The sequence below is a fragment of the Parapedobacter pyrenivorans genome (assembly GCF_014636865.1).
Lineage (GTDB): Bacteria > Bacteroidota > Bacteroidia > Sphingobacteriales > Sphingobacteriaceae > Parapedobacter > Parapedobacter pyrenivorans.
Genome location: NZ_BMER01000002.1, coordinates 154,102 through 175,860, shown reverse-complemented (window position 1 = coordinate 175,860; position 21,759 = coordinate 154,102). Strand labels below are relative to the sequence as shown.

Annotated in this window: 14 protein-coding genes; 13 read left to right on the top strand and 1 reads right to left on the bottom strand. The window is 51.6% G+C overall.

Annotation, left to right across the window (positions count from 1 at the left end; translation table 11 throughout):
- Nucleotides 1–18: 18 nt before the first annotated feature.
- The 11 genes from IEV98_RS12580 to IEV98_RS12530 all read left to right on the top strand — a co-directional run bounded on the left by IEV98_RS12580 (nt 19) and on the right by IEV98_RS12530 (nt 18,097).
- Nucleotides 19–828 carry an SMP-30/gluconolactonase/LRE family protein gene (locus IEV98_RS12580; protein WP_188506358.1) on the top strand — a complete coding sequence of 270 codons (810 nt, stop codon included), beginning with the start codon at nt 19–21 and terminating at the stop codon, nt 826–828.
- Between the two features lie 2 nt (nt 829–830).
- The gene (locus tag IEV98_RS12575) at nt 831–2,435 is read left to right on the top strand and encodes a hypothetical protein (RefSeq protein ID WP_188506357.1); all 1,605 of its coding nucleotides are present in this window, start codon (nt 831–833) and stop codon (nt 2,433–2,435) included.
- A gap of 163 nt (nt 2,436–2,598) precedes the next feature.
- Nucleotides 2,599–3,978, top strand: a complete 1,380-nt coding sequence (locus IEV98_RS12570; protein ID WP_188506356.1) for a sugar porter family MFS transporter — start codon at nt 2,599–2,601, stop codon at nt 3,976–3,978.
- A gap of 74 nt (nt 3,979–4,052) precedes the next feature.
- Nucleotides 4,053–5,606 carry a hypothetical protein gene (locus IEV98_RS12565; RefSeq protein WP_188506355.1) on the top strand — a complete coding sequence of 518 codons (1,554 nt, stop codon included), beginning with the start codon at nt 4,053–4,055 and terminating at the stop codon, nt 5,604–5,606.
- A 25-nt stretch (nt 5,607–5,631) separates the two neighbouring features.
- On the top strand, nt 5,632–6,603 hold the full coding sequence (locus IEV98_RS12560; RefSeq protein ID WP_229738728.1) for a mannonate dehydratase: 972 nt from the start codon (nt 5,632–5,634) through the stop codon (nt 6,601–6,603).
- A 13-nt stretch (nt 6,604–6,616) separates the two neighbouring features.
- A complete protein-coding gene (locus tag IEV98_RS12555; protein WP_188506354.1) occupies nt 6,617–9,598 on the top strand; it encodes a cellulase family glycosylhydrolase in 2,982 nt (993 codons plus the stop codon).
- Nucleotides 9,599–9,624: 26 nt separating this feature from the next.
- Nucleotides 9,625–10,923 carry an aspartate aminotransferase family protein gene (locus tag IEV98_RS12550; protein WP_188506353.1) on the top strand — a complete coding sequence of 433 codons (1,299 nt, stop codon included), beginning with the start codon at nt 9,625–9,627 and terminating at the stop codon, nt 10,921–10,923.
- A 97-nt stretch (nt 10,924–11,020) separates the two neighbouring features.
- On the top strand, nt 11,021–14,143 hold the full coding sequence (locus IEV98_RS12545; protein WP_188506352.1) for a SusC/RagA family TonB-linked outer membrane protein: 3,123 nt from the start codon (nt 11,021–11,023) through the stop codon (nt 14,141–14,143).
- A gap of 39 nt (nt 14,144–14,182) precedes the next feature.
- Nucleotides 14,183–15,739 (top strand): RagB/SusD family nutrient uptake outer membrane protein, encoded by a 1,557-nt coding sequence (locus tag IEV98_RS12540; RefSeq protein ID WP_188506351.1) that lies wholly within the window; start codon nt 14,183–14,185, stop codon nt 15,737–15,739.
- 209 nt (nt 15,740–15,948) lie between these two features.
- Nucleotides 15,949–17,514, top strand: a complete 1,566-nt coding sequence (locus tag IEV98_RS12535) for a hypothetical protein (protein WP_188506350.1) — start codon at nt 15,949–15,951, stop codon at nt 17,512–17,514.
- A gap of 61 nt (nt 17,515–17,575) precedes the next feature.
- Nucleotides 17,576–18,097: a beta-barrel fold lipoprotein gene (locus tag IEV98_RS12530; RefSeq protein ID WP_188506349.1), complete on the top strand. Its 522-nt coding sequence runs from the start codon at nt 17,576–17,578 to the stop codon at nt 18,095–18,097.
- Between the two features lie 54 nt (nt 18,098–18,151).
- Here IEV98_RS12530 and IEV98_RS12525 read toward each other — a convergent pair whose 3' ends face one another.
- Nucleotides 18,152–18,547 (bottom strand): nuclear transport factor 2 family protein, encoded by a 396-nt coding sequence (locus tag IEV98_RS12525; protein WP_188506348.1) that lies wholly within the window; start codon nt 18,545–18,547, stop codon nt 18,152–18,154.
- Between the two features lie 173 nt (nt 18,548–18,720).
- On the opposite strand from IEV98_RS12525, the gene IEV98_RS12520 reads away from it, so the two are divergent.
- Entirely contained in the window at nt 18,721–20,922 is a 2,202-nt protein-coding gene (locus IEV98_RS12520; RefSeq protein WP_188506347.1) for a S41 family peptidase, read from the top strand.
- A 114-nt stretch (nt 20,923–21,036) separates the two neighbouring features.
- Nucleotides 21,037–21,687 (top strand): FadR/GntR family transcriptional regulator, encoded by a 651-nt coding sequence (locus tag IEV98_RS12515; RefSeq protein WP_188506346.1) that lies wholly within the window; start codon nt 21,037–21,039, stop codon nt 21,685–21,687.
- The last annotated feature ends 72 nt before the right edge of the window (nt 21,688–21,759 follow it).

Genomic DNA, 21,759 nt, shown 5'->3' with positions numbered 1-21,759 from the left:
AAAGACAATTATAAACAGATGAAAAAGAAGAGCCATTTGAACTTGCCATGGTATACGGAAGGTGCGGTCGCGGATGAGTACGGCGCCATTTTTTTTACCACGTTGGCGGGCGGAACCGTGATGCGGATGGATCCCACAGACGGCCTTGCCGTGGACTGGGCAACGGGTATTAAGCCTAACGGGCAATTTATACTACGCAACGGCGATCACATCATATGCGACAGTGGGAATGCCAGCGTAAGCCGCTACGACGGGGCGGGTAACTTCTTGTCTTATGACGTGATAGGCAGCTGTGCGGGCGAACGTATCCACACGCCCAATGACCTGGTAGCAGATAGCCATGACGGCGTGTATTTTACCGATTCGATACGGCATACCGGAAAGGTATGCTATTACGGCCCGGCGGGTGAGCAGCGCGTGATCGCCAAACACCTGGATTTTCCCAACGGCATAGCGCTTTCTGCGGATGAACAGTGGCTGTTTGTCGCGGAAAGCTACCAGAACCGGATTCTGTGCCTGCCTATCCGGCCCTCGACATCGCCATCGGGCACGTATGACGTATTCGCAACATTGCCGGAAAACCATAATCCGGATGGGTATAACCTGCCGGACGGGATTAAGCTTCACCGCGATGGGACCCTGTGGGTAGCTCATTACGGAATGGCGGCGGTGCAGGTGCTCGATGCCAACGGAGCCCTGATCGATTCGATCGAGGTGGATATACAGTTGCCAAGTAACGTGGCCCTACTCGACGATGGGATGATCGTGACCGGCGGCGATGGCGAGCCCGGTCCGGGTGGGGTATTGGTATATCACAACAGCAATTGATCATGAAGAAATCGTTACTGAAGATCGCATTTCATTGGCTGGCGGGTGCCTGCCTGTTGGCCAGCGGCCCGGGGGCAAAGGGACAGACCGGAACATCCGAAACGGGTAAAATGGTGGGAATGTATATCCATCAGCATTGGTCGTACAATTACCCCTACGCAGCGCGTACGTGGACACTCCACGACTGGGTCGGTTACATCGACGGTTTAGGAAGGTTGGGTTACAACACCGTGGTGATCTGGCCGATGCTCGAAACGATGCCCAATCCCTTGACGGTAAGCGATTCAGTATACCTGGCCAAAATTGCCCAGGTGATCGATACCGCACAACAGCGGTACCGGATGAGGGTGTACATCGTGATGTGCCCCAATGTAGCCGTAAAGAACGAGGAGGCCACGAAATATACGTTTGAGAACCGGCCCTTTTTTCAAACGGACGATCGGGTTGATCCTGCAGACCCCGTCGCGTTCGGAAAGCTCATGGCCTGGCGGGAGCAGTTGTTTCAGCCTTTGGCGGCCGCCAATGGGGTGGTTGTTATCGACAGTGATCCCGGCGGATATCCGAACGCTACCAACCTCGAATACGTTTACCTGCTGAGTGCCCACCGCACCATGCTCGACCGATTGAGACCGGGAATCGAATTGCAATACTGGACGCATTTTGGATGGGAAGCTTACAGCAGATTTTATGCGGAGGGCATATTGGAAGTGGCCAACCAGCAGGAAATCCGCGACGTGATTACGTTGCTTGCAAAGCAAAATGATGAGCCTTGGGGGATATGGGGAAGCCGTTATGAAAATGATATTGTGGAAATAGCCCGGTCGGTAGGGATGGAAGATCGGGTGACTACCTTTAAATACGGAGCGATTGAACGGGAACCGTCGTTTCCGTTTACGCTGTATAATCAGGATACGACGTACCGGGCCGGCATGGATGTCGGAAATAGGGGGATTATCGGCAATGCACAGACGCATGCGGTGCAATTGCCCAATACGTTTATGTTTGCGCGTGCGGCGCGCGGCCTGCCGGCAACAGAAGTCGACTTTGAGGCATTTGCCGACGACCTGGTGCCCGGTCAGGGCGAATGGATCGTTGCGGGATGGAAGGCTTTACAGGGGGGTGATCCGATTGGGATGACTCGCATGGCAGATCGGTTGGACTTATTAGCCGCGACTGATTTGAAAAAGGGACCATTATCCGGACTCGTTTTCGGCAACCCGGCTAGGTTTGTAAACGACTTAGCGCTACAATTGCGGGCAATGGGGGCGATCTGTAAATTTATCCGTATCGCCGAGGAGCGAACGGAAGATCGCGCTGCCCTAAGGGCGGCGCTGCAAGAACTCATCATCCACTTTGAAGGCTGGCAACGGGTACACGGTTTTTCGGGCAACCCGCGTTCTCCACATATTCCGGGTAAAATGGAAGCGCTGATGCTTGCGCTGAAACGTATGGATAACGATAAATTGAATGCCCTCATCGGCTACCGGGATATCGGGAATATGCCAGGTACACCGGGCCCGGAAAAAGTAAAAAGGTACATGCGGGAGATGGAAACATTCACACCGAGACTGATCCAGGCTATGAAAGCCGCTTTGAATGACAGGTGATGTACGCTGAGAAAGCAAGGGGGTAATTCTATTATATAAATGGTGAAACGCTCACTACGTTACCGTTGGTTTTTTTTGGAGTTTTGGAAAAACGACAAACGGGGCGGAAACTGGGGATAAGTGGTGCAAGGGCGTTACCGTATTAAATGACAAATGAAACAAAATGGTACAAACAGGAAGCGATAGGGAAAATAAATGGTATGTATACTTAATTGTATTGGTGGCCTCGATAGGCGGCTTCATGTTTGGGTTTGATCTTGTTATCATTGCGGGGGCATTGCCTTTTCTGGATGTGGACTTCCAACTGACGCCGGCGTTGAAAGGGTTTGCCGTAAGTAGTGCAATTCTGGGGTCGGTAACCGGGCCGCTGATCGGCATGTGGTTTACAGAGCGCCTTGGCCGGAAGAAGACGATGATGCTCGCTGCCTTTTTCTTTATGATTTCTACCGCGGGTTCGGCATTTGCCTTCGGCATCTGGGATTTTGCGGTATGGCGGTTTCTGGGCGGAATTGGTATTGGACTGGCCATGATATCCTCGCCGATTTATATCGCCGAACTGTCACCGCCCCATTTACGTGGCGTGCTGGTGAATGTCAACCAGCTGTCTAACGTGATTGGCATTAACCTCGCAGTAATTGTAGGCTACCTGTTTTCGTTTGATGGATGGGGCTGGCGATGGATGTTTGGATCACAGGTGGTTCCGGTGGTTATCTTGATGATCGGGCTATACCTTGTTCCCGAGAGCCCGAGGTGGCTGGCAGCGCGCGGCAGATTGGACGAGGCGCTGGATGTGCTGACCAAAATTAATGGTGCATCCCGCGGGAAGCTGGAGCTGCAGGAAATCAGCGACGAGCTGGGCCGGTCAAACGAAAGCAAAGTCGCCTTCGGTGAACTCTGGAAGCCCGGCATCCGCCAGGCGGTGATGATCGGGATCGTGATCATGGTGTTTTCACAGATCAACGGCGTAAACATGATTTTGCTGTATGCGCCCACGATTATGACGGAAGTAGGGATCAGTTTTGGTTCAAACGCTATTTTGAGTGCAATCCCGGTTTACCTGCTCATCCTGGTCACTACGCTACTGGCTTTTCCGCTCATCAATCGATTTTCACGGCGCGGATTACTGCTGGCCGGTGTGGCCTTCATGGTGCTTGGCCACCTTGTCATGGCCATCAACCTGTTTATGGCCTGGCCGCCTTTATTTTCGTTGATACCGATGCTGATCTCGGCAGGTGCTTTTACGGTGGGCTTGGCTCCCCTAAGCTGGATTATTGTTTCGGAAATATTTCCGAACCGTGTACGGGGAAAAGCGCTGGCCGTTGTGTGCTTCTTCTTATACGCGGCCTCGTTCGTAACGGCACAGTTCTTTCCAATGATGACCGATTGGTTTACGAAGCAATTTGATACCGCCGCTGGCGTGTATCTGTTCTTTGCTCTCGTATGTGCCGCCGGCTTCTGGTTCTGCTGGCGTTTTGTGCCCGAAACGAAGGGATTGAGTTTAGAGAAAATCAGTCAGTTTTGGGAGATCAGACGTCGCCGGTAGCGGCGGAGAACGCCAACGCCAACTCGGTCATATAACCACGTGATAACATAAATTATATCTTAAACTAGTTGAATATGAAACGATTGCTAACAATTGTCGTTGCGATGATTTTCGGTTGCACGACCTATGCTCAACCTTCGGTTACAAATCCGGGAAACAAATTGTTGGGTATCTACGTGCACCAGCATTGGTCTTACAACCACCCATATGCGGCACGCACCTGGACGCTGGAAGACTGGACAGGGTATTTGGATGGTGTGAAAAAACTGGGTTACAACAGCGTGTTAATCTGGCCGATGTTGGAGACGATCCCGGATCCGATGACTCCCAGCGACGAAGCGAACCTGGCCAAGATCAGGAAGGTGATTGACCTGGCTAAAAATGAGTATCAGCTAAATGCCTATGTGGTATTCTGCCCCAATGTTTCGCCGAAAAGTGAGGTTGGCCGCAAGTATACCTTTGAAGAGCGCCCGTTTTTCCATACCGACGACCGGGTGGATCCGGCCGACCCGGTGGCGTTCGGCAAGCTCATGGAATGGCGGGAGCGGTTGTTTAAGCCGTTGGCCAATGCCGATGGGCTTTTTATAATCGATAGCGATCCGGGTGGGTATCCTGGGTCGACCAACTTGGAGTTTGCGTATATCCTCACCGCTCACCGACGTATGCTGGATAACCTCAGACCTGGTATCGAAATCTATTATTGGGCACACTTTGGCTGGGAATCGTATAGTAGGTTTTATGAAACAGGCGAATTGATACCGGGTAAGGCGGAAGAGGTGCAGGAAGCGATGAAGCTGATCGAAAAACAGCGGATTGGGCCGTGGGGTGTGGCAAGTAGTGGCTTCGGGACAACTGTTGGTGATGCTATCGGTATGGGCGACAAGGTGCTGGCCTTCAACTATGGCGCTATCGAGGGTGAACCTTCCTTCCCGCTGACCATCTTTGGCGGAGACAGGGCATATAGCGGCGGGCAAAAGCAAGGGCAGCGCGGCGTGTTTGGCAATGTACAAAGCCATTGCCTACAGTTGCCCAATACGTTCGCACTGGCTCGCGGTGCACAGGGGTTACCGGCAGAAAAGGATGACTACATCGCCTTTGCTGACCAATTGATTACAGGACAGGGAGCTACCATCGTAGAGGCCTGGGAGGCATTGCAGGGCAGCGACAGCAAGCGGATGGATAAAGCAGCAGCCGCGCTTGCCAAACTTCGCAAAACGACGTTTCAAACAGGCACGTTGAAAGGCCTGCTTTTTGGTGATGGAACGCGATTTATCGACGACCTGGCCGCCCAGCTGCACGTTAGATCTACGCTTTACACGTTTAAACAGGCCCTGGATAAACACCCAGCCACACACCGCAATGTGAAAAAATCATTTGCAGCGTTCGTAGACCAGATTGAAGCCTGGCAGCAACGGCACGGCTATAGCAACCACTGGTATTGGCCGGAATTGATCGAAGCATTGGCCAAATTGGAATCAAAGCCACTGGACGATACCATGGCAACCCTATCGTGGTTGGGCGAGGGGGATACGCCGTTTGAGCAGGTTAAAAGCGGGTTGGCAAGGCTCGAGGACTATTCTCCCCGATTAATTAATGCCATGAGGCAGACGTTGGAAAACTGGAAATAAGAGGTCGATCCTTAATGTAAATGATATGGCAATGAAAATTTCTGATATACTCCCACCATTCCGTCATCGGCTATGGTCTATCGCCCTGCAGGGTGGTGCCACGCATGCGGTATCCCGGCTGCCATTGGGTGCCGATGGGAAAATATCTTGGGATTATATCGATTTGTTACACCTCCGCGAAAGTTTCCGGGACCATGGCCTCCAATTGGAGGTCATCGAGCCCGGACTGGATGGGCAGATGCACGACATGAAACTGGGTACGGATAAAAGAGACGCGGATATCGAGCGCTGTAAGCAGTTGATCCGCAACATGGGCACGGTCGGAATTCCGGTATTCTGCTACAATTTCATGGCGAAGTTCAACTGGGTGCGTACGTCTACCACAACACCCGCCCGCGGAGGGGCTTTGGTAACCAGCTATGACCACGCCTTGATGAAGGATGCGCCCTTAACCGATGCTGGCGTGGTAACGGCCGATAAGCTGTGGGAGAACCTCAAATATTTCCTGGAAGCGGTTGTACCGGTAGCCGAAGAATATAACGTTAAACTTGCGCTACATCCGGACGATCCGCCGGTAGAAAGCATACAGGGGATTTCAAGGATCATCACCAATGCCGAAGCCATGCAGAAAGTATTGGATTTGGTGCCCAGCGCGTATAGCGGTATCACGCTCTGCCAGGGTACCTTAGCTGCAGCTGGCGAGAACATTCCCGAAGTAATCCGTCAGTTCGGGCGACAGCGCAAAATATTCTTTGTGCACTTCCGCGATATAAAGGGTACGGCTGAACGATTTACCGAAACGTTTCACGACGAGGGCCAGACCAATATGGTTGAAGCGATTAAAACGTATAAGGAAGTGGGATTTGACGGGCCTGTACGGATAGATCATGCGCCTACGCTCGAAGGGGAGGATAATCGCGATCCGGGATATGCTGAAATGGGTAGGCTGTACGCATTGGGTTATTTGCGGGGTCTGCAAGAAAGTGCGGGTTACTAATATTAGTTGCATTATGAATCGCAGGGATTACCTCAGATCATTGGCCGTAGGATCGATTGGCCTTTCAGTATCGCCGTTTGATGTGCACATTAACAATCCGGCGGAGGGTGATATGTCCGCTGTGACGCCGGATGTGCCCAGTGGGCCGATAGCCCCTTCAGGCAATGGGAATACGACTTTCATGGTGGCCGATCGGGGGCTGATTGCGGTGTTGGCACCGCTATTGCCAGCCAGCATGGTAACTATTCCCATCGACGCCGTGGATGCGGACCGATTGGTGCAAAGCCTGGCCAATGGGGATGCGCTGGTTTGGTTGGGTGACCCCGACCATGTGCCGAAGGCGCTGTCTGTGGGGGCGCATGCACTGGCCGACGAGCCGCTCGATATGGCCTGGAAAGGCGATTGCCCACTTGTGTTGAAGGATGTGCCGCTGAAACCGGCACGCGCCATGGGGGCCTATATCGCACCACCGAAAGGGATGCCGTACCACAACGTGGACGAGGAAATTAGGGCAGACTTTTTACCGGTGCTGGAAGCAAAGGACCGTTTTGGAGAGGTGATCGGCTATCCAGCCGTGTACATGAACTATTTTGCGCCGTCGTTGGCATTGGGTAGGTTTGAAGGCTGCGAATGTTTCTTCTTCTTCGTTACCGATCCGCTGCAGCTGATGGATGCCGCTGCGTGGCAATCCGTATTGCAGGGCATCGACCAAAAGCGCAGTAGCTTCCTCCAGGTAACGGATTTCAATACGAACTATTCCGCTTTCCATCACCGCGAACGGGTGCAGCTCCGTGTGCGGTTAAGAAACCGGAACGATCGGGCTGTTTCGGCCATGCTGCGGTTTTCGGTTAAATATTCCGGAACGGATGCATTCAGGCCGCTGGGTGCATTGCGGCGGGTGCCCGAAGGAAAGAGCGCCACCGAAGCGATATTCGATTTTATCCCGGAGTTCCGATTGGGTCTTTGCGAAATCAAGCTGGAGGTGTTGCAAGATGTAGAAAAAGCGGAATTACTGGCCGTAGACGGCGACCTCAAGGTTGTCGAAACCCGCCACCTCGCCTTCCTGCTGGCTAATGACGTGTTGAAGACTCCGGTTAACCATGCAGTGAAAGGGCCTAACCTGGAGATTGACGGTGAGGGAGCGTTTTGGGTAGGGACGCATTATTACCCTTCCAGTTCTTGGTGGGAGTGGGTGTGGCGCGACTACCGGCCGCTGAAGGCAGAAGAGGATTTTGCCGCGATACGGAAGGCGGGGTATCGGATTGCCCGGGTGTGGATTAACCCGGTAATTGACGAACAAGTGCTCCGTTCCATTGACGTGGCAATTGACCAGGCCGCGCGGCATGGCATCGTGGTAATTTTGACCCTCTTCACCCAATGGGTACGGCAGATGGGCTTTCAGCGCGATTCTGGCGAACAGGTGTTGTTCGATTTCAGGCATCCACGCGATTTCAATCTGATTTCTGTGTCCTTACGGAACATAGACCTGCAGCGTGAATTCATTTCGATATTGGCCAAGCGGTGGAAGCACGCTGGCAACTTGATCTTTAACCTCTCTAACGAGGTCTATATTAAAGACCCCGATGCCTCCCAAATGGATCGGGAAGTGCAGGCATGGCCGGAAGTGGCCATGCCTGCTGGTACCCTACGCGACTCGTTGTTGTACAAGCGGTGGGCAAAGGCCATGACTGCCGTGTTGCGTGAGAACGGCGCGCAACAAAGCGTATTGCCAGGTTATCTATTCTCTACACTTGATGGTGGAGATGTATTGGTGGCCAATGAAGATGCACCAATGGTGCCCTGGCACAATTATTATCCCGCCGAGCATGCGGGGCTCAAATTGCAGTATTTCGATCCCATAGCGGCTAATAAACCCGTCTTGCTGGAGGAATTTGGTTATGGCGAATGGAACCCGACCGAGCGTTATGACGGCACGGTACATTATGCATTGGCGGCTGGGGCAACCGGAGCGGTGTCTTATGAATGGGGGCTGAGCTGGCTGGCCAGGGAATCGTGTTACTGGCCGCTTCCGCTCCGCGAAACCTTGGTAGATGATCCCGACCCGCGGTGGTTTTCGCCCTTCGCAGAGATGGCGAAATTGATGTCTGAGCGGGGGGTAGGGATGTGCCCGACTCCCAGTGGTACGGGCTACGGATCCATCTATCATGGGACGCCATTTCCGGCTTCTGCGGCAATCGCATTGGGCAGGCTGGGCTTATTCGGTAAGGGTTTGCAACGCACGAAATATGATGAAAACACCTATGTAGTGGTACCAAAGGCTCGCCTGGAGGCAATCGAAATCCTAGATGAGACGTTTCGGAAATTGTGGGCTGGCCATGTACTCTTCGGGGTATGGCAGGAAGAACAGCTCATGGATTTGCCGAAATCGGCAAAAGTGGTAATCTGCCCGATGGCCTTGGGAAAAGCCGCGACGGCACAGCTGGATCGCTTGAAGAACAACGGCGTATCGGTGTACAAGGGTGACGGTTGGCAGGGCAATGCAGTGATAAACCGCGTTGGTATCGATGCCGATAACGTAAGGCTCTTGGCCCGGCGTACGGCCAATGGGTTACTCCTGACGGCCGCGTCAGAAAAGCCCCTGAACCAGGTGACCTTGCGCTACAAGGGAAATGCCGTGGGCTTTGGATTGGGAGATTTTGGGATGGCGCACCTGACCGATCGCGGGATACCGCAGATCGAAGGGGCCGGGACAATAACCGTGGCAAACGAATTGGTTTGCAGGGTGGCAAACGGCCGGATCATGATGGCTACGGATGCGGTTGATCTGCGGGTGGCGGGTGAAATAAGGCTCATGGTTACCACACCTACCGAAGTGACGTTTGCACGAACGATAACACAGGTGCGAATAACCGACGGCCTGGGCAATCTCCGGCAAATTTCGAACAGCTTCGCAGGTAAGACACTGCTTATAGACGACCAATTGGTGCGATACATCATCGTGGTCTGTTTCCATAATCCGGATCAAGTACATTAAACTTTTTAAACATAAAGCATTCATTTATGCATACTTATAAAAAATCGTCCAAGTTGTTGGATCGGGCGAAGAAGGTTTTGGCTGGAGGGGTATCTTCAGAATTCAGAAAGTATAATCACCCTCATGCCATCTTTTATACCCACGGCCGCGGCAGCCGGATATATGACGTAGATGGGAATGAATACCTGGATTTTACGCTGAGCCAGGGACCACTGATCCTTGGACATTCGCATCCCCAGGTTCTGAAAATGGTGGCTGAATATTCCGAAAGCGGACAATTGTATGCCGGCCAGCACATCCGGGAGATCGAGCTCGCTGAAAAGATGGCCGAACTCATTCCATCCGCCGAATCGATGCGTTTCTGTTTGGATGGATCGGAAGCCGTACAGACCGCGTTCCGGATAGCTCGGGCGAAGACGGGAAGGAAAAAATTTCTGCGGTTTGAGGGGCATTACCACGGATGGCTGGATAATGTGGCTTACGGTATTTCAACGCCTGGTATTGATGCCCTCGGGGATCGGGAAAAACCGAACGTATTCCCTTGGACAGCCGGCCTACCGGACTCATCGGCTCATGACTTTATCATATTACCATGGAATGACATCGATTTGGTGGAGCGTGTACTGCATGAACGACAAGACGAAATTGCTGCTGTCATTACAGAGCCCATTATGTGCAATAATGGTTGTATTGAACCCAAAGCGGGTTTCTTGCAGGGGCTGCGCGATTGTTGCGACCGGTATGGAATCACGCTCATCTTTGATGAAGTGATTACCGGCTTCCGCATGGGACTGGGAGGAGCACAATCGCATTACGGCGTCACGCCGGACTTGTCCATTTTTGCTAAAGCAATGGGCAGCGGGTACCCGATCAGTGCCATTGTGGGTAAAAGCGACTGGATGGACCTTGTGGCGCAGGGTAAGGTGATCCATGCTGGTACGATGAATTCGAGTAACCCGACCATCGCTGCCGCCCTGGCGACCCTAACGGTACTCGAAAATGAGCTCCCGTATGAGCGCATGTTTGCCCTGGGTAGGAAGCTGATGCAGGGGTTGGAATCCGCCGCAAAGGAGACAGGCCATGACATGACTGTGCAGGGGGTGGGGCCGATGTTTGTGACGAGCTTTGGGGTAGGCGGGCAGATGACGGATTACCGCGATACGCTGTTGGCTGATAAAGCGAAGTTGGGACGTTTTGTGGCCGGCCTTCATGATGCGGGCATCCGGGTAATCGGTAGGGGGCTGTGGTATATCAGTGCAGCACATACCGAAGATGATATCGCCCTTGCGCTATCAACAGCGCGGCAAGTTTTGAAATCCATTTAACCATAGGTAATAACGGGACAAATCAGGGTAACACCATGATACCTTAAAGGTGTGTAAACGCCTAATTTTACGCAAGACACTTAATCAATTTTAACGTATGAAACGTATGATTTTTACACCAAAACTGCCGATTCGTTGCTTACTCTTTTGTTTGCTGTGGCTAATCGCCGGTGCCGCCCAGGGGCAACAAACGGTCGATGTGACCGGCACCGTTCGAGACGATGACGACCTAACGCCGCTGTCTGGTGTTTCCATTTCGGTGGTGGGCCAAACGCAGACGGCCACAACGGATAGTGAAGGGAATTTCCGGGTGACGGCGCAGGGTAACGCAACATTACGGTTTACTTATGTGGGCTACGAATCACAGGATGTAGTCTTGGATAACCGGGGCGGGCTTGAGATCAGATTGCGAAAATCGACAACTTCGCTGGACCAGGTGGTGGTGATTGGATACGGCACACAACGGAAGTCGGATCTCACAGGGTCTGTCGGTTCGGTTAGTGAAACTACGTTGAAATCCCGCCCTGCGGCTTCCCTGAACGAGATGTTGGCCGGCCGGGTGTCGGGTGTCCAGGTGAATATCAACTCGGGCAGACCTGGGGGGAAAACGAATGTGCGGGTGAGGGGATTTAGCTCGATCAATAGTGCGAACGATCCACTTTTTGTGATTGACGGGGTGATGGCGGGAAGCATGGATTTCCTGAATCCGGCAGATATTGTATCGGTCGAAGTCCTGAAGGATGCGTCATCCACCGCTATCTACGGTGCCAGGGGTGCTAATGGTGTGGTGCTAGTAACCACAAAAAGGGGGAAAGCGGGCGTACGCGAGGTGAATTACGATGTGGGCCTGACGGTACCAACGATAGGCCCCAATACGCCTGAATACCTCAATGCACGGGAGTATTTGATGGTGGAAGATATCGCATACCGGAATATCGCGAAATATGACCCCGACGGATGGGCCGACGGTAAGTATGAGTTGAGAAATCCGGCACTGAACCGGACCGATCCGCGCTTGTTTGACCAAGCCGGTAACCCGTTGTATGACACGGACTGGATGAAGGAAGCGACACAAAGCCGGGTATCGCAAAACCACCAACTGGGCTTTACGGGCAGCGACGGTGACCGGGCGTATTCGGTGTCACTTGGTCTCCGCGACGATCAGGGCCTGATCAAAACATCCTACATGAAACGGTACAATGGCCGCATAACGTTCGATGACCAGATTCTTGACTGGCTAAGGGTGGGTGGTACACTGACCTATAACTATCAAACCGAAAACCGGGTCGACCAGGATTACCTGCCGATCCGTACGATCGCTGAGGCGCTTCCATTTCTGCCCGTAAAATACCCCGACGGTTCGTGGACCGCAAACCGGGATTACCCCTATGCAGAGACGATTTTGAACCCGCTTCAGTATTTATATGAGCGGAGGTACATCCTGAACACCCAAACTGCACTGGGCAACCTATACTCGAACATCAAATTGTGGGATGGTCTCGAAATGCGGACGGAATTCGGTTCGTCCAATATTACCCAGGAGGTGAATGCTTCTTCAAGCCGTGGTCTATCGTTGATGGGCGAACAGGGAACGGCTTCCGTAAATAACGGCCGGACAAATTTCTGGTCGCTGGATAATTTCTTTACTTACAAAAAGGATTTTTCTGAACGGCATTCACTCGATGCGTTGCTGGGCATGTCTTGGCAGGAGTCTAATGCATTCGGTATAAACGTGAGTGTGCAGAATTTCCCAAGTGACTACTTTGGATTTAATAATATCGGTGCGGGCAGCAACAATCCGGTGTACGGATCTGGTGCTTCCCGGTTTTCGTTTAATTCTTACTTCGGACGGGTTAACTACAGCTTACTCCGCAAATACTTGTTTACCGTGACCGGCAGGATGGATGGATCATCCAAATTTGGCGATAACTATAAGTATGCCTTTTTTCCTTCCGCTGCGGCTGCCTGGCGCGTTTCGGAAGAAGATTTCCTGAAAGCGAGTGAGACAGTTTCTAACTTGAAACTGAGAGCAAGCTTTGGGGTTACCGGCAACTCTGAAATTCCTCCCTACACGTCGTTGTCCTTACTCAACTCGGGATATGTAGCCGTAATCGGCGATCAGCGCGTAGGCGGAACGGGCATTGGCAGGCTAGCCAACCCGGACCTCCGGTGGGAGCGTACAACGCAAAGTGATGTGGGGTTTGAGCTGGGATTGTGGAACAACAGGGTGTCATTGGAAGGGGATCTCTACTATCGGAAGACAACCGACATGCTGTTGGATGCACCGGTGCCAAGGAGCAGTGGCTATGCAACGATCCGACGTAATGTAGGCTCCATGGAAAACAAGGGGCTAGAGCTCACCTTGAATACATCGAACGTGGAAACGCCACAGTTTTCGTGGCGCACGACATTCAATATTTCGATGAACCGTAACAAGGTGCTCACGTTGGCTACACCATCTGATATTATTGGCGTGGGTGGTGTAGTATTTATTAATCCTACAAACATTATCCGCGAAGGTGAGCCTGTGGGCTCATTTTATGGCTTGGTGCGTGAGGGTATCTGGAGTGAAGCCGAACGCTCAGAAGCCGCTAAATTTGCAAGCTATCGGAATGGATTACCGATTATGCCGGGCGACATCAAATACCGGGATGTGAATGGCGACTATGCGATAACAAATGCCGATCGAATGATTCTCGGAAACGGAAGTCCGGACGGGTGGGGTGCACTGGTCAACGAATTCCGTTATAAAAACTGGGGGGTGACACTTGACCTTCAATATTCTTATGGTAACGATGTTTTTGAATTAAGTACGGGGTCTAGTGAGGATCGGGTTTCGCTGGCGAACAGTTACCGGACTGTATTGAATGCCTGGACACCGGAAAACCAGGAATCGGTCATCCCGGAATTGCGGGATACCCGGGCGGGATACGTAATCAATGAAGATACCCATTGGTTAAAAGACGGTTCGTTTATCCGGGGTCGCAATTTGGCATTGAGTTATTCGGTACCTCAAACCCTTACCAATCGCTGGGGAATCAGCCAATTGCGTATCTACTCATCGGTACAGAATTTCTTTCTCGTGGTGAGCGACGAAGTAAACGGTGACCCCGAAACCGTGGGTACAGGATTCGGGGCTGGCGCGTTTTCCCAGGGGTTGACGTACCATGCGTACCCCAAGCCCACTACTTATTTACTTGGAATTAACATCAGTCTCTAAGGAGGCGTTGAATAGTCGTACATGTTTAATGATCGTATTATGAAACCGTACCCAAAAAAATACATAACATCCATTCCGCTGTTTGTTGTATTATGCTTTTCGTTTGTGGGGTGTTCTAGTTTCCTTGAGGAACAGGATCCCACCAACCTGTCTCCGAATAGTTTCTTTTCCATCCCGGAACATGCCGAGTCTGCTATTGCTGCGGTCTATGCCGAAACCCGATTTCTCGGTAATAATGCCGGGTCTTTTTCGGCAAATTGGCAGCTGCTCGAAGCCCTAACCGGAACATCAACAACCGAAAGTGCGGAGAATGCGAGTTTAAATAACTTGTATTCGCTGGTCCATGATGGAAATAATAGACATATCATCAACTGGTGGGACGGACTTTATCGGGTGATCGCACAGGCGAACCTGGTTATAGCCAATGTTCCGAATATCAATCCAATGGACGAAGACGCCCGGGCGAACGTATTGGCCGAGGCGTATTTTCTCCGCGCCTGGGCTTATTTTTATGCCGTTCGGTTGTGGGGTGATATTCCGCTGATCACGCTGCCGCAGAACGCGGCGTCGGAAGATTTTTTCCCGCAGCGGACGCCTGTAGCGGCAGTCTATGACTTGATCGTCAGCGACCTTACTAAGGCAGAAGCAGCTGGACTACCCTGGATGGTTGGCTCCGGAAGGGTCTCACTTGCAGCCATTAAATCGCAGCTTGCTTTTGTATACCTCACCATGGCCGGTTATCCCTTGAATAAAGGGAGTGAATACTATGCGAAAGCGGCGGAAAAGGCCGGGGAAGTGATTGCATTTGCCGCTTCAAATCCGGGGACACTCAACCTATTTCCTGATTATGCGGCATTCCGGGATCCCGCGAAGAAAAACGTCGTGGAGCAGATTTTCATGATCCAGTTCCATGGAAGTGTGGTGCCGAACCTACAGGGTCTCTATACCCGGCCGAACTTCAAACCGGTAGCCGTGACCAATACCGGGGTAGGAACGACGGTTCCGACGCAAAGTTTTTACAACTCGTTTGCCGAAAATGACTTAAGACGGCAAAACCGGGTTGGCTTTTTCTATTCGGATTACTATACCAACGGTTCCGGCCCACTGTTTGACCTAGGGGGCGCGTATATTTTTAAATTCTTTAATCAGGTGGCCAATGGGCGTCCGGGAAGCCCGGGAACCGGTGTAGACGATTTGAATATCCATCAGATAAGGTTTGCTGAAGTGCTCCTGGCCTTTGCCGAGGCAACGAACGAGGTGGGCGGACCAACGGCTCCTGCGTACGATGCGCTGAAACGGGTAACGGACCGCGCTCAACTTGAATTGCCCGTGCAAAGCTCCTTTTCTAAAGAATCCTTCAGGCTGGCCGTTTGGAAAGAACGCTGGCACGAGTTGTGTTACGAAGGCATTACCTGGTTTGATATGGTTCGTCTGCGGAAAGTACTTAATGATCGTACAGGCGCTTTTGATGATTTTATAGGCCACATTAACCTGAGCTCCAATCAGCCGTTGAAGGAACAGCATTTATTGCTTCCGTTACCGACATTGGAAATGCAGGATAATCCGAACCTTACCCCACAGAATCCGGGTTACTAATGGATGCGTGGGGTTAATAAGACGACGATGGACTGGGGCGCTACGCGGCGCCCCAGTCCGTTTGTTATCGTCCTGTGTAATTTTTTAATTTCCCTGCTTTGACAGCGATCATTTTAAGCTGGGACCGGTAACCGTATCAGTTGCTTATAGTAAGCGATTCGATGCGCCGGCAGTTGTATTTTCAAAACTAAATTATTAGTTTTGATGCAATGAATCGGAATTTCTTTTTAGGCTTTGCGGGGTTTGCCATCGTATTTTCAGCTTGCCAATCGACTCGGATTAGCCGTTATTATGCGAATAACAGCTACTTGCCCTTGTATGAAAATGTGGTGTACAACGACTCGCTTTCTTTGTTTGTGCCGTCATTCGGGGACGTGACGTTTGTGCGCGATGTGAAAAAACTGCGCCGCAGGGTGCGGGATCTGCGCTTGGCACCGGGCGATAGCGTGTTGCTGTGGGGCAGTACCGAAGCACCGCCTTTTTATGCTTTTGCGATAACGGTAAACGATACCTGCAACGGCGCAGACCCTACGACCGATGACGCGATCTTTCACGACGATACCTGCGTGAATGGGCGACGGTTTCGCCTAATTGGGCTTTCGGAGGATGCGGAGATGACCTCCGCGGACAAGGATTTGGCTAGCATCTGGAGCCGTATCGGATTTGACACGTTATCGGCTGGGCAATTTATGCCGATATTTTCCGTCACCGGTGTAAACACCAATAAACATTACCACGTGCTGAACAATGTGGCGCAATACCCCACGTGGTCCGATCAGGACCGGTGGAGCAAGCTGCAGCTGGAGCTTACTTATGCATCGTTTTTGGGGGATAATGCGGCGTACCGGCAGGCATTGGCGATGCTGGAGCGCAATATGATGGGCGACTCGGTGGTTCGGCATGTGTTAGCTAGCACGCCATCGGTACACGGGAATGACGCGCTCGATACGATTGTCGCGGAAGCACGGAAACGCCAATTGGTGATGATCAATGAGAATCACTTTTATCCCAACCACCGGTTGCTGGTCTACGAGCTGCTGGATGCGTTGCATATAGCGGGCTACCGCTACCTCGCATTGGAGGCGTTGGATCCGAAGCAGGAGGAAGCCGTGAACAGGACGCGCCGCATTGACCTTGAAACAGGCTTTTATACGCGTGAACAACAGTACGGGCGGTTGTTGAACAGGGCACTCGAATTGGGTTTTGAACTCGTGGCTTACGAAAACACAGACAACACGAAAAATCGGGAGGCGGGGCAGGCCGAAAACCTGTATCAAAAAACCTTTGCGAAGGATCCATCAGCCAGGGTATTCGTTCTTGCGGGTATGGACCATATCCTGGAAACGGCTACGCCCAGTGGAAAGAAATGGATGGCGGCGCTATTCAAGGAACGATACGGCATTGACCCGTTGACCATCAACCAAAATGATTTGAAGCATTTGCGGCACCTAGCGCCGGATGGTTACCAGTTATTGAAAGCGGATGCTTTCGAAAGCGATCGACTGCGGGCCGTGGATTACCACGTGATCAACAGTCGGCCAGTGGCGTTCGTGGGTAATTCGGACGGGATGGTGTATCGCAATCCGCGCAAAGACAGCGTACAGGTACTGTTGTTCCATACCGAAAAGCCGGCTGGCGTTGCTATGGCGACCGAGGTGCCGTATTTTACCACCGTGGTGCCCGGTAAATCAAAAACGCGCATTCCCTGTGTTTCGGGAAAACCGACTCTGGTGGTGGCGTATGATCGCTACGGTAAGGTTGTTGGGGTTAAATGAGGGAACGATTAGGATTGATAAAAAAAAGAAGTAGTTTTACCGTTGCACAAAACAATGAATCATGAAAAATCTAAAAACAGCCTTATTCGGATTGGCAGTTGCATTGGTATTGGTTTCCTGCAAGAAGGATGATGGTACACCCGATCCGGCAGCGGACGCTGAACAATATAAAGTTGTGGTCGTCAATGAAGGGGCAATCCACGATTTTACGCAGGAGATGTACATCAATGTAGCGGGAAAAGAGGTGTTAAGCGCGGAGATTAACGGAACAGTGTGGGATGACATCGCTGTACTCGAAGGCGATGAATCCAGGATGACGACGAGGTACTTCTCCAAAGAATCGGATGTACCCAGCGCCGCCACCTATAAGACCACTAACGAATTATATTACATGAGGTATGGAGCACGGATACAACCCAAAGACGGGACCGAGTCGACCATGCAGACCAAGATAATACTTTACCGTGCTGGCGAACGTATTGGGGAAAAGAACTATGTGATCAGTGGGAAGGGGGGGGAATTCGTGGTCGACTACCACGATAACTATAACTTGTTTGACTGGGATAGTTACCAACCGTTTTAGGCCGCTTAGGAAGCGACGATGAGGTGTTGGTTAATGCCATTGGATTGATGAACGTTAAGCAAGGGCTTCTGAAACGGCATGGCTGTCTTCCAGCAACCGGTACCTGACGATAAAACCGTTTTCGATAGTCATTTCAATAGTAAACAACGATTCGACCTGCTTTCCCGTCGATCGCATTTCCGTAACGAATTCGCCGGTAACCGCTGCCCGGTTTCCATCGATGAAAATATGGTGAACATCAGCAGAAATCGGGTTGGTGTTTGCCCAAAGCAGTTCGAAGAAGGCAATGATCTCCGCTCGGCTACTGCGTTTTCCCAACCAGGGGGCACGGGTTTCATCTCCTGGGATATACCAGTCTATTTCAGGGCCAAATAGCGCGACGATCTCTTCCAGATTTCGTTGCGCAAGGTGTTGGAGGTAGGTGTGTACAATCGATGTGGTGCTTGCCATGATAAAAAGTACTTCGGTGTGTTAGATGCAGCTTATACCAAAAAGTTTCAACGGAAATTAAAATCGCAGCGCGTATAGGGGTGGTTTAAGTTTAGTTGCATGTTAAGCCGATGTTTTTTATCTTGCAAAACAAAGCTAATCAGTACCATCAGTAAAAGCCCACCGACGAAACCATGAGAAGAGTCACTTTCTTTTTGCTACTGCTCGCTGCTACAGTAGCTGCGGCCTGCCAATCCATGGCCCAAAAACCTGACTATAATTTCGATTTTGAACAAGTAGCTGCCGATAGCGCGATAGGGTGGGTGGGCAGCAGCAACAAAGACTACCGGCGATCGCTTGACTCGACCATAGCCAAGAGCGGAAACTATTCGGCGGTGCTCGAATTCATCGGGGAGCAACCGAGCTTCGGCACATGGACTTTCGTCCTTCCGGAGAATTATCCTGGTAAGAAAATCACGCTTTCCGGATACATCAAGACAGAAAACGTGGAAGGGTATGCGGGTTTGTGGATGCGGATCGATCCGCAAATTGCGTTCAATAATATGCAGCAGGAAGGGATTTCGGGTACCACCGATTGGAAACGCTATGAGTTTACGCTAACGATGGCTCCCGAGCGAACGGAGCGGATCATGTTGGGTGCGTTGCTGGCTGGCAAGGGTAAACTATGGGTGGATGGGCTGAAGGTGACCATCGATGGCAAGGATATCGCAACGGTAGTACCGCTGGAAAAACCAGCAGCAAAGCGAGATACGGCATTTGACACGGGGTCTGCGATCACCCTGCCCGATTTGAACATGAAGCAGGTGGAAGACCTGAAGGTGCTGGGCTTGGTATGGGGTTTTGTGAAATACCACCACCCCACGATAGCTAAGGGAGATGTAAACTGGGACTACGAGCTGTTCCGCGTGATGCCAGCCGTGCTGGCTGCCCGCAACGACGCGGAAAGGGACGAAGCACTGGTGGAATGGATACAAAAACTGGGCCCGGTAGAAAAGGGCGGTGACAAGCCGTCCGTGAATGCGAAGCTGCAACCGGACCTGGATTGGATTACAACTTCCGGTTTTTCGGAGGCGCTGACTACCCTGCTAACGGATATCCGGCAGGCCAAACGTACCGATAGCCATTATTACATCGGTTTGATGCCGAATGTTCGGAATCCGGAATTCAAGAATGAGACGGCCTATGAGCGGATGGAACCGGCCGACGACGGTCTGAGGCTGCTGGCCTTATACCGGTATTGGAACATGATCCAATATTTTTTCCCCTATAAAAATCTCATCGAAGAAGATTGGAAGGATGTGCTGGGTGAGTTTGTGCCCAAATTTGCGGACGTCAGCGATATGGAGGGTTATATGTTGGCATTGCTCGAACTGATCGGCCGGGTACACGATACGCACGCGACGATACGGGGCAACCCGGTACTGGATAAGTTCTTCGGCGAGCGGCATGTGCCCGTAGATGTACACTTCGTAGAAGAACAGGCCGTGGTAACTGGATATCGGCATGATGTATGGGGCAAGGCCATGGGGCTGGAGGTGGGCGATGTGATCACGGCTGTTGATGGCAAACGCATCGCCGATCGTACCAAAGAGCTGATGAAGTATGCGCCGGCTTCCAACTACGCGCGGAAGCTGCGCGATATTGGCCCGATGCTACTGCGCAGCAACGACTCGGCCCTCCGCATTGATGGGGTAAGGGATGGCCGGCGGTTCTCCAAGGTGTTGAATACCTATGAACCCGGTGAGCTGAAATTCAACAACCCATTCTATGTGGAGGATATGGATTTCAAGATCATCGGCGACGATATCGCCTACATCAACAACGGTTCGTTTAACGCAAAGGACCTTCCACTGTACTGGGACCGGATGAAAAATCGGAAAGGACTGATCATCGATGCACGTAATTATCCCCGGCATTTCCCCATCCACCAATTGAGTGGGTACCTGATGCCCTATCCGATACCGTTTGTGGCGATTAGTAGGGGAAGCATACAGCAGCCGGGCTTTTTTGTAGTGGATCCGCCGACGAGTGTAGGCGCCGTAAACGGCAAACGATACGACGGCAAGGTGGTCATCTTAGTCAACGAAATGTCGTTGAGCTCGGCGGAATACCACGCCATGGCCTATCGGGTACACCCCAATGCCACCGTGATGGGCTCGGCAACGGCAGGTGCCGACGGCAATATATCGCCGATTATGCTGCCGGGCGGTATCCGGACGGTAATCAGCGGCATCGGTATCTACTATCCGGACGGCGGGGAAACGCAGCGGGTGGGTATTGTGCCGGATATCGAGGTGAAACCTACCATACGGGGGATTAAAGAAGGACGCGACGAGGTGCTTGAAAAGGCCATTAAATTGATCAAGGAAGAATGAAGTCTGAATACGATATTGCAGTTGCAGTATTTTTTATGTTATATTTGTCGGATATATTAAGATGACGTTGTTTATATGATCGACACCGGTTTAAACCCCATCAGCAGCATTACCATGACAGACCAAGCTGAAGAGCAGCTACGGGATTATTTCGTAAATCGAGGGTTCAAGATTGGTGATACGTTACCCAAAGAAGCCGAGTTGGCAGAGGCATTGGGGGTAAGCCGAAGTGTACTCAGAGAGGCATTAAGTAGGCTGCGGATGCTGGGAATGATTGATGTGCGCAAGCGGCGGGGTACGATCCTGACCGAGCCGGATGTACTGAGTGGCATGTCACGCATATTAGAACCGAAGCTGTTAAGCAAGCAAACGCTGAAACGCTTGTTCGAAGTAAGGCTGATGCTGGAGATGGGGCTGGGCGAGTTCCTCTATAGCCGGATAACCGAAAGACATTTCCATAAACTGGAAGACATTTTGGAGGAAGAGGCGCATGCGGGCAGTAAAGCCGAGTTGGTGGAACTGGATATCAAGTTCCATTCCACGCTGTATGAAATTACCGGAAACCCGGTGATCATCCGGTTCCAACGCATGCTGCAACCGATCTTCCAATATGGATTGGACTACCGCGCGGAGATACATAAACCCGGTAAACCACCAAAAGTGACGCATCGCGATCTCGTCAATATCCTGAAGAATGGCGATGCCGCCGCGTTCAGGGAAGCAATGCGCCAGCATTTTGAGCTTCATTTCCAGTTACTTAGTTGATAAGTAAAATAAAAACATAAAAAATTTTGGAAAATTCGTATCGCTGTTTCTATATTTGTTGCGACCTAATAT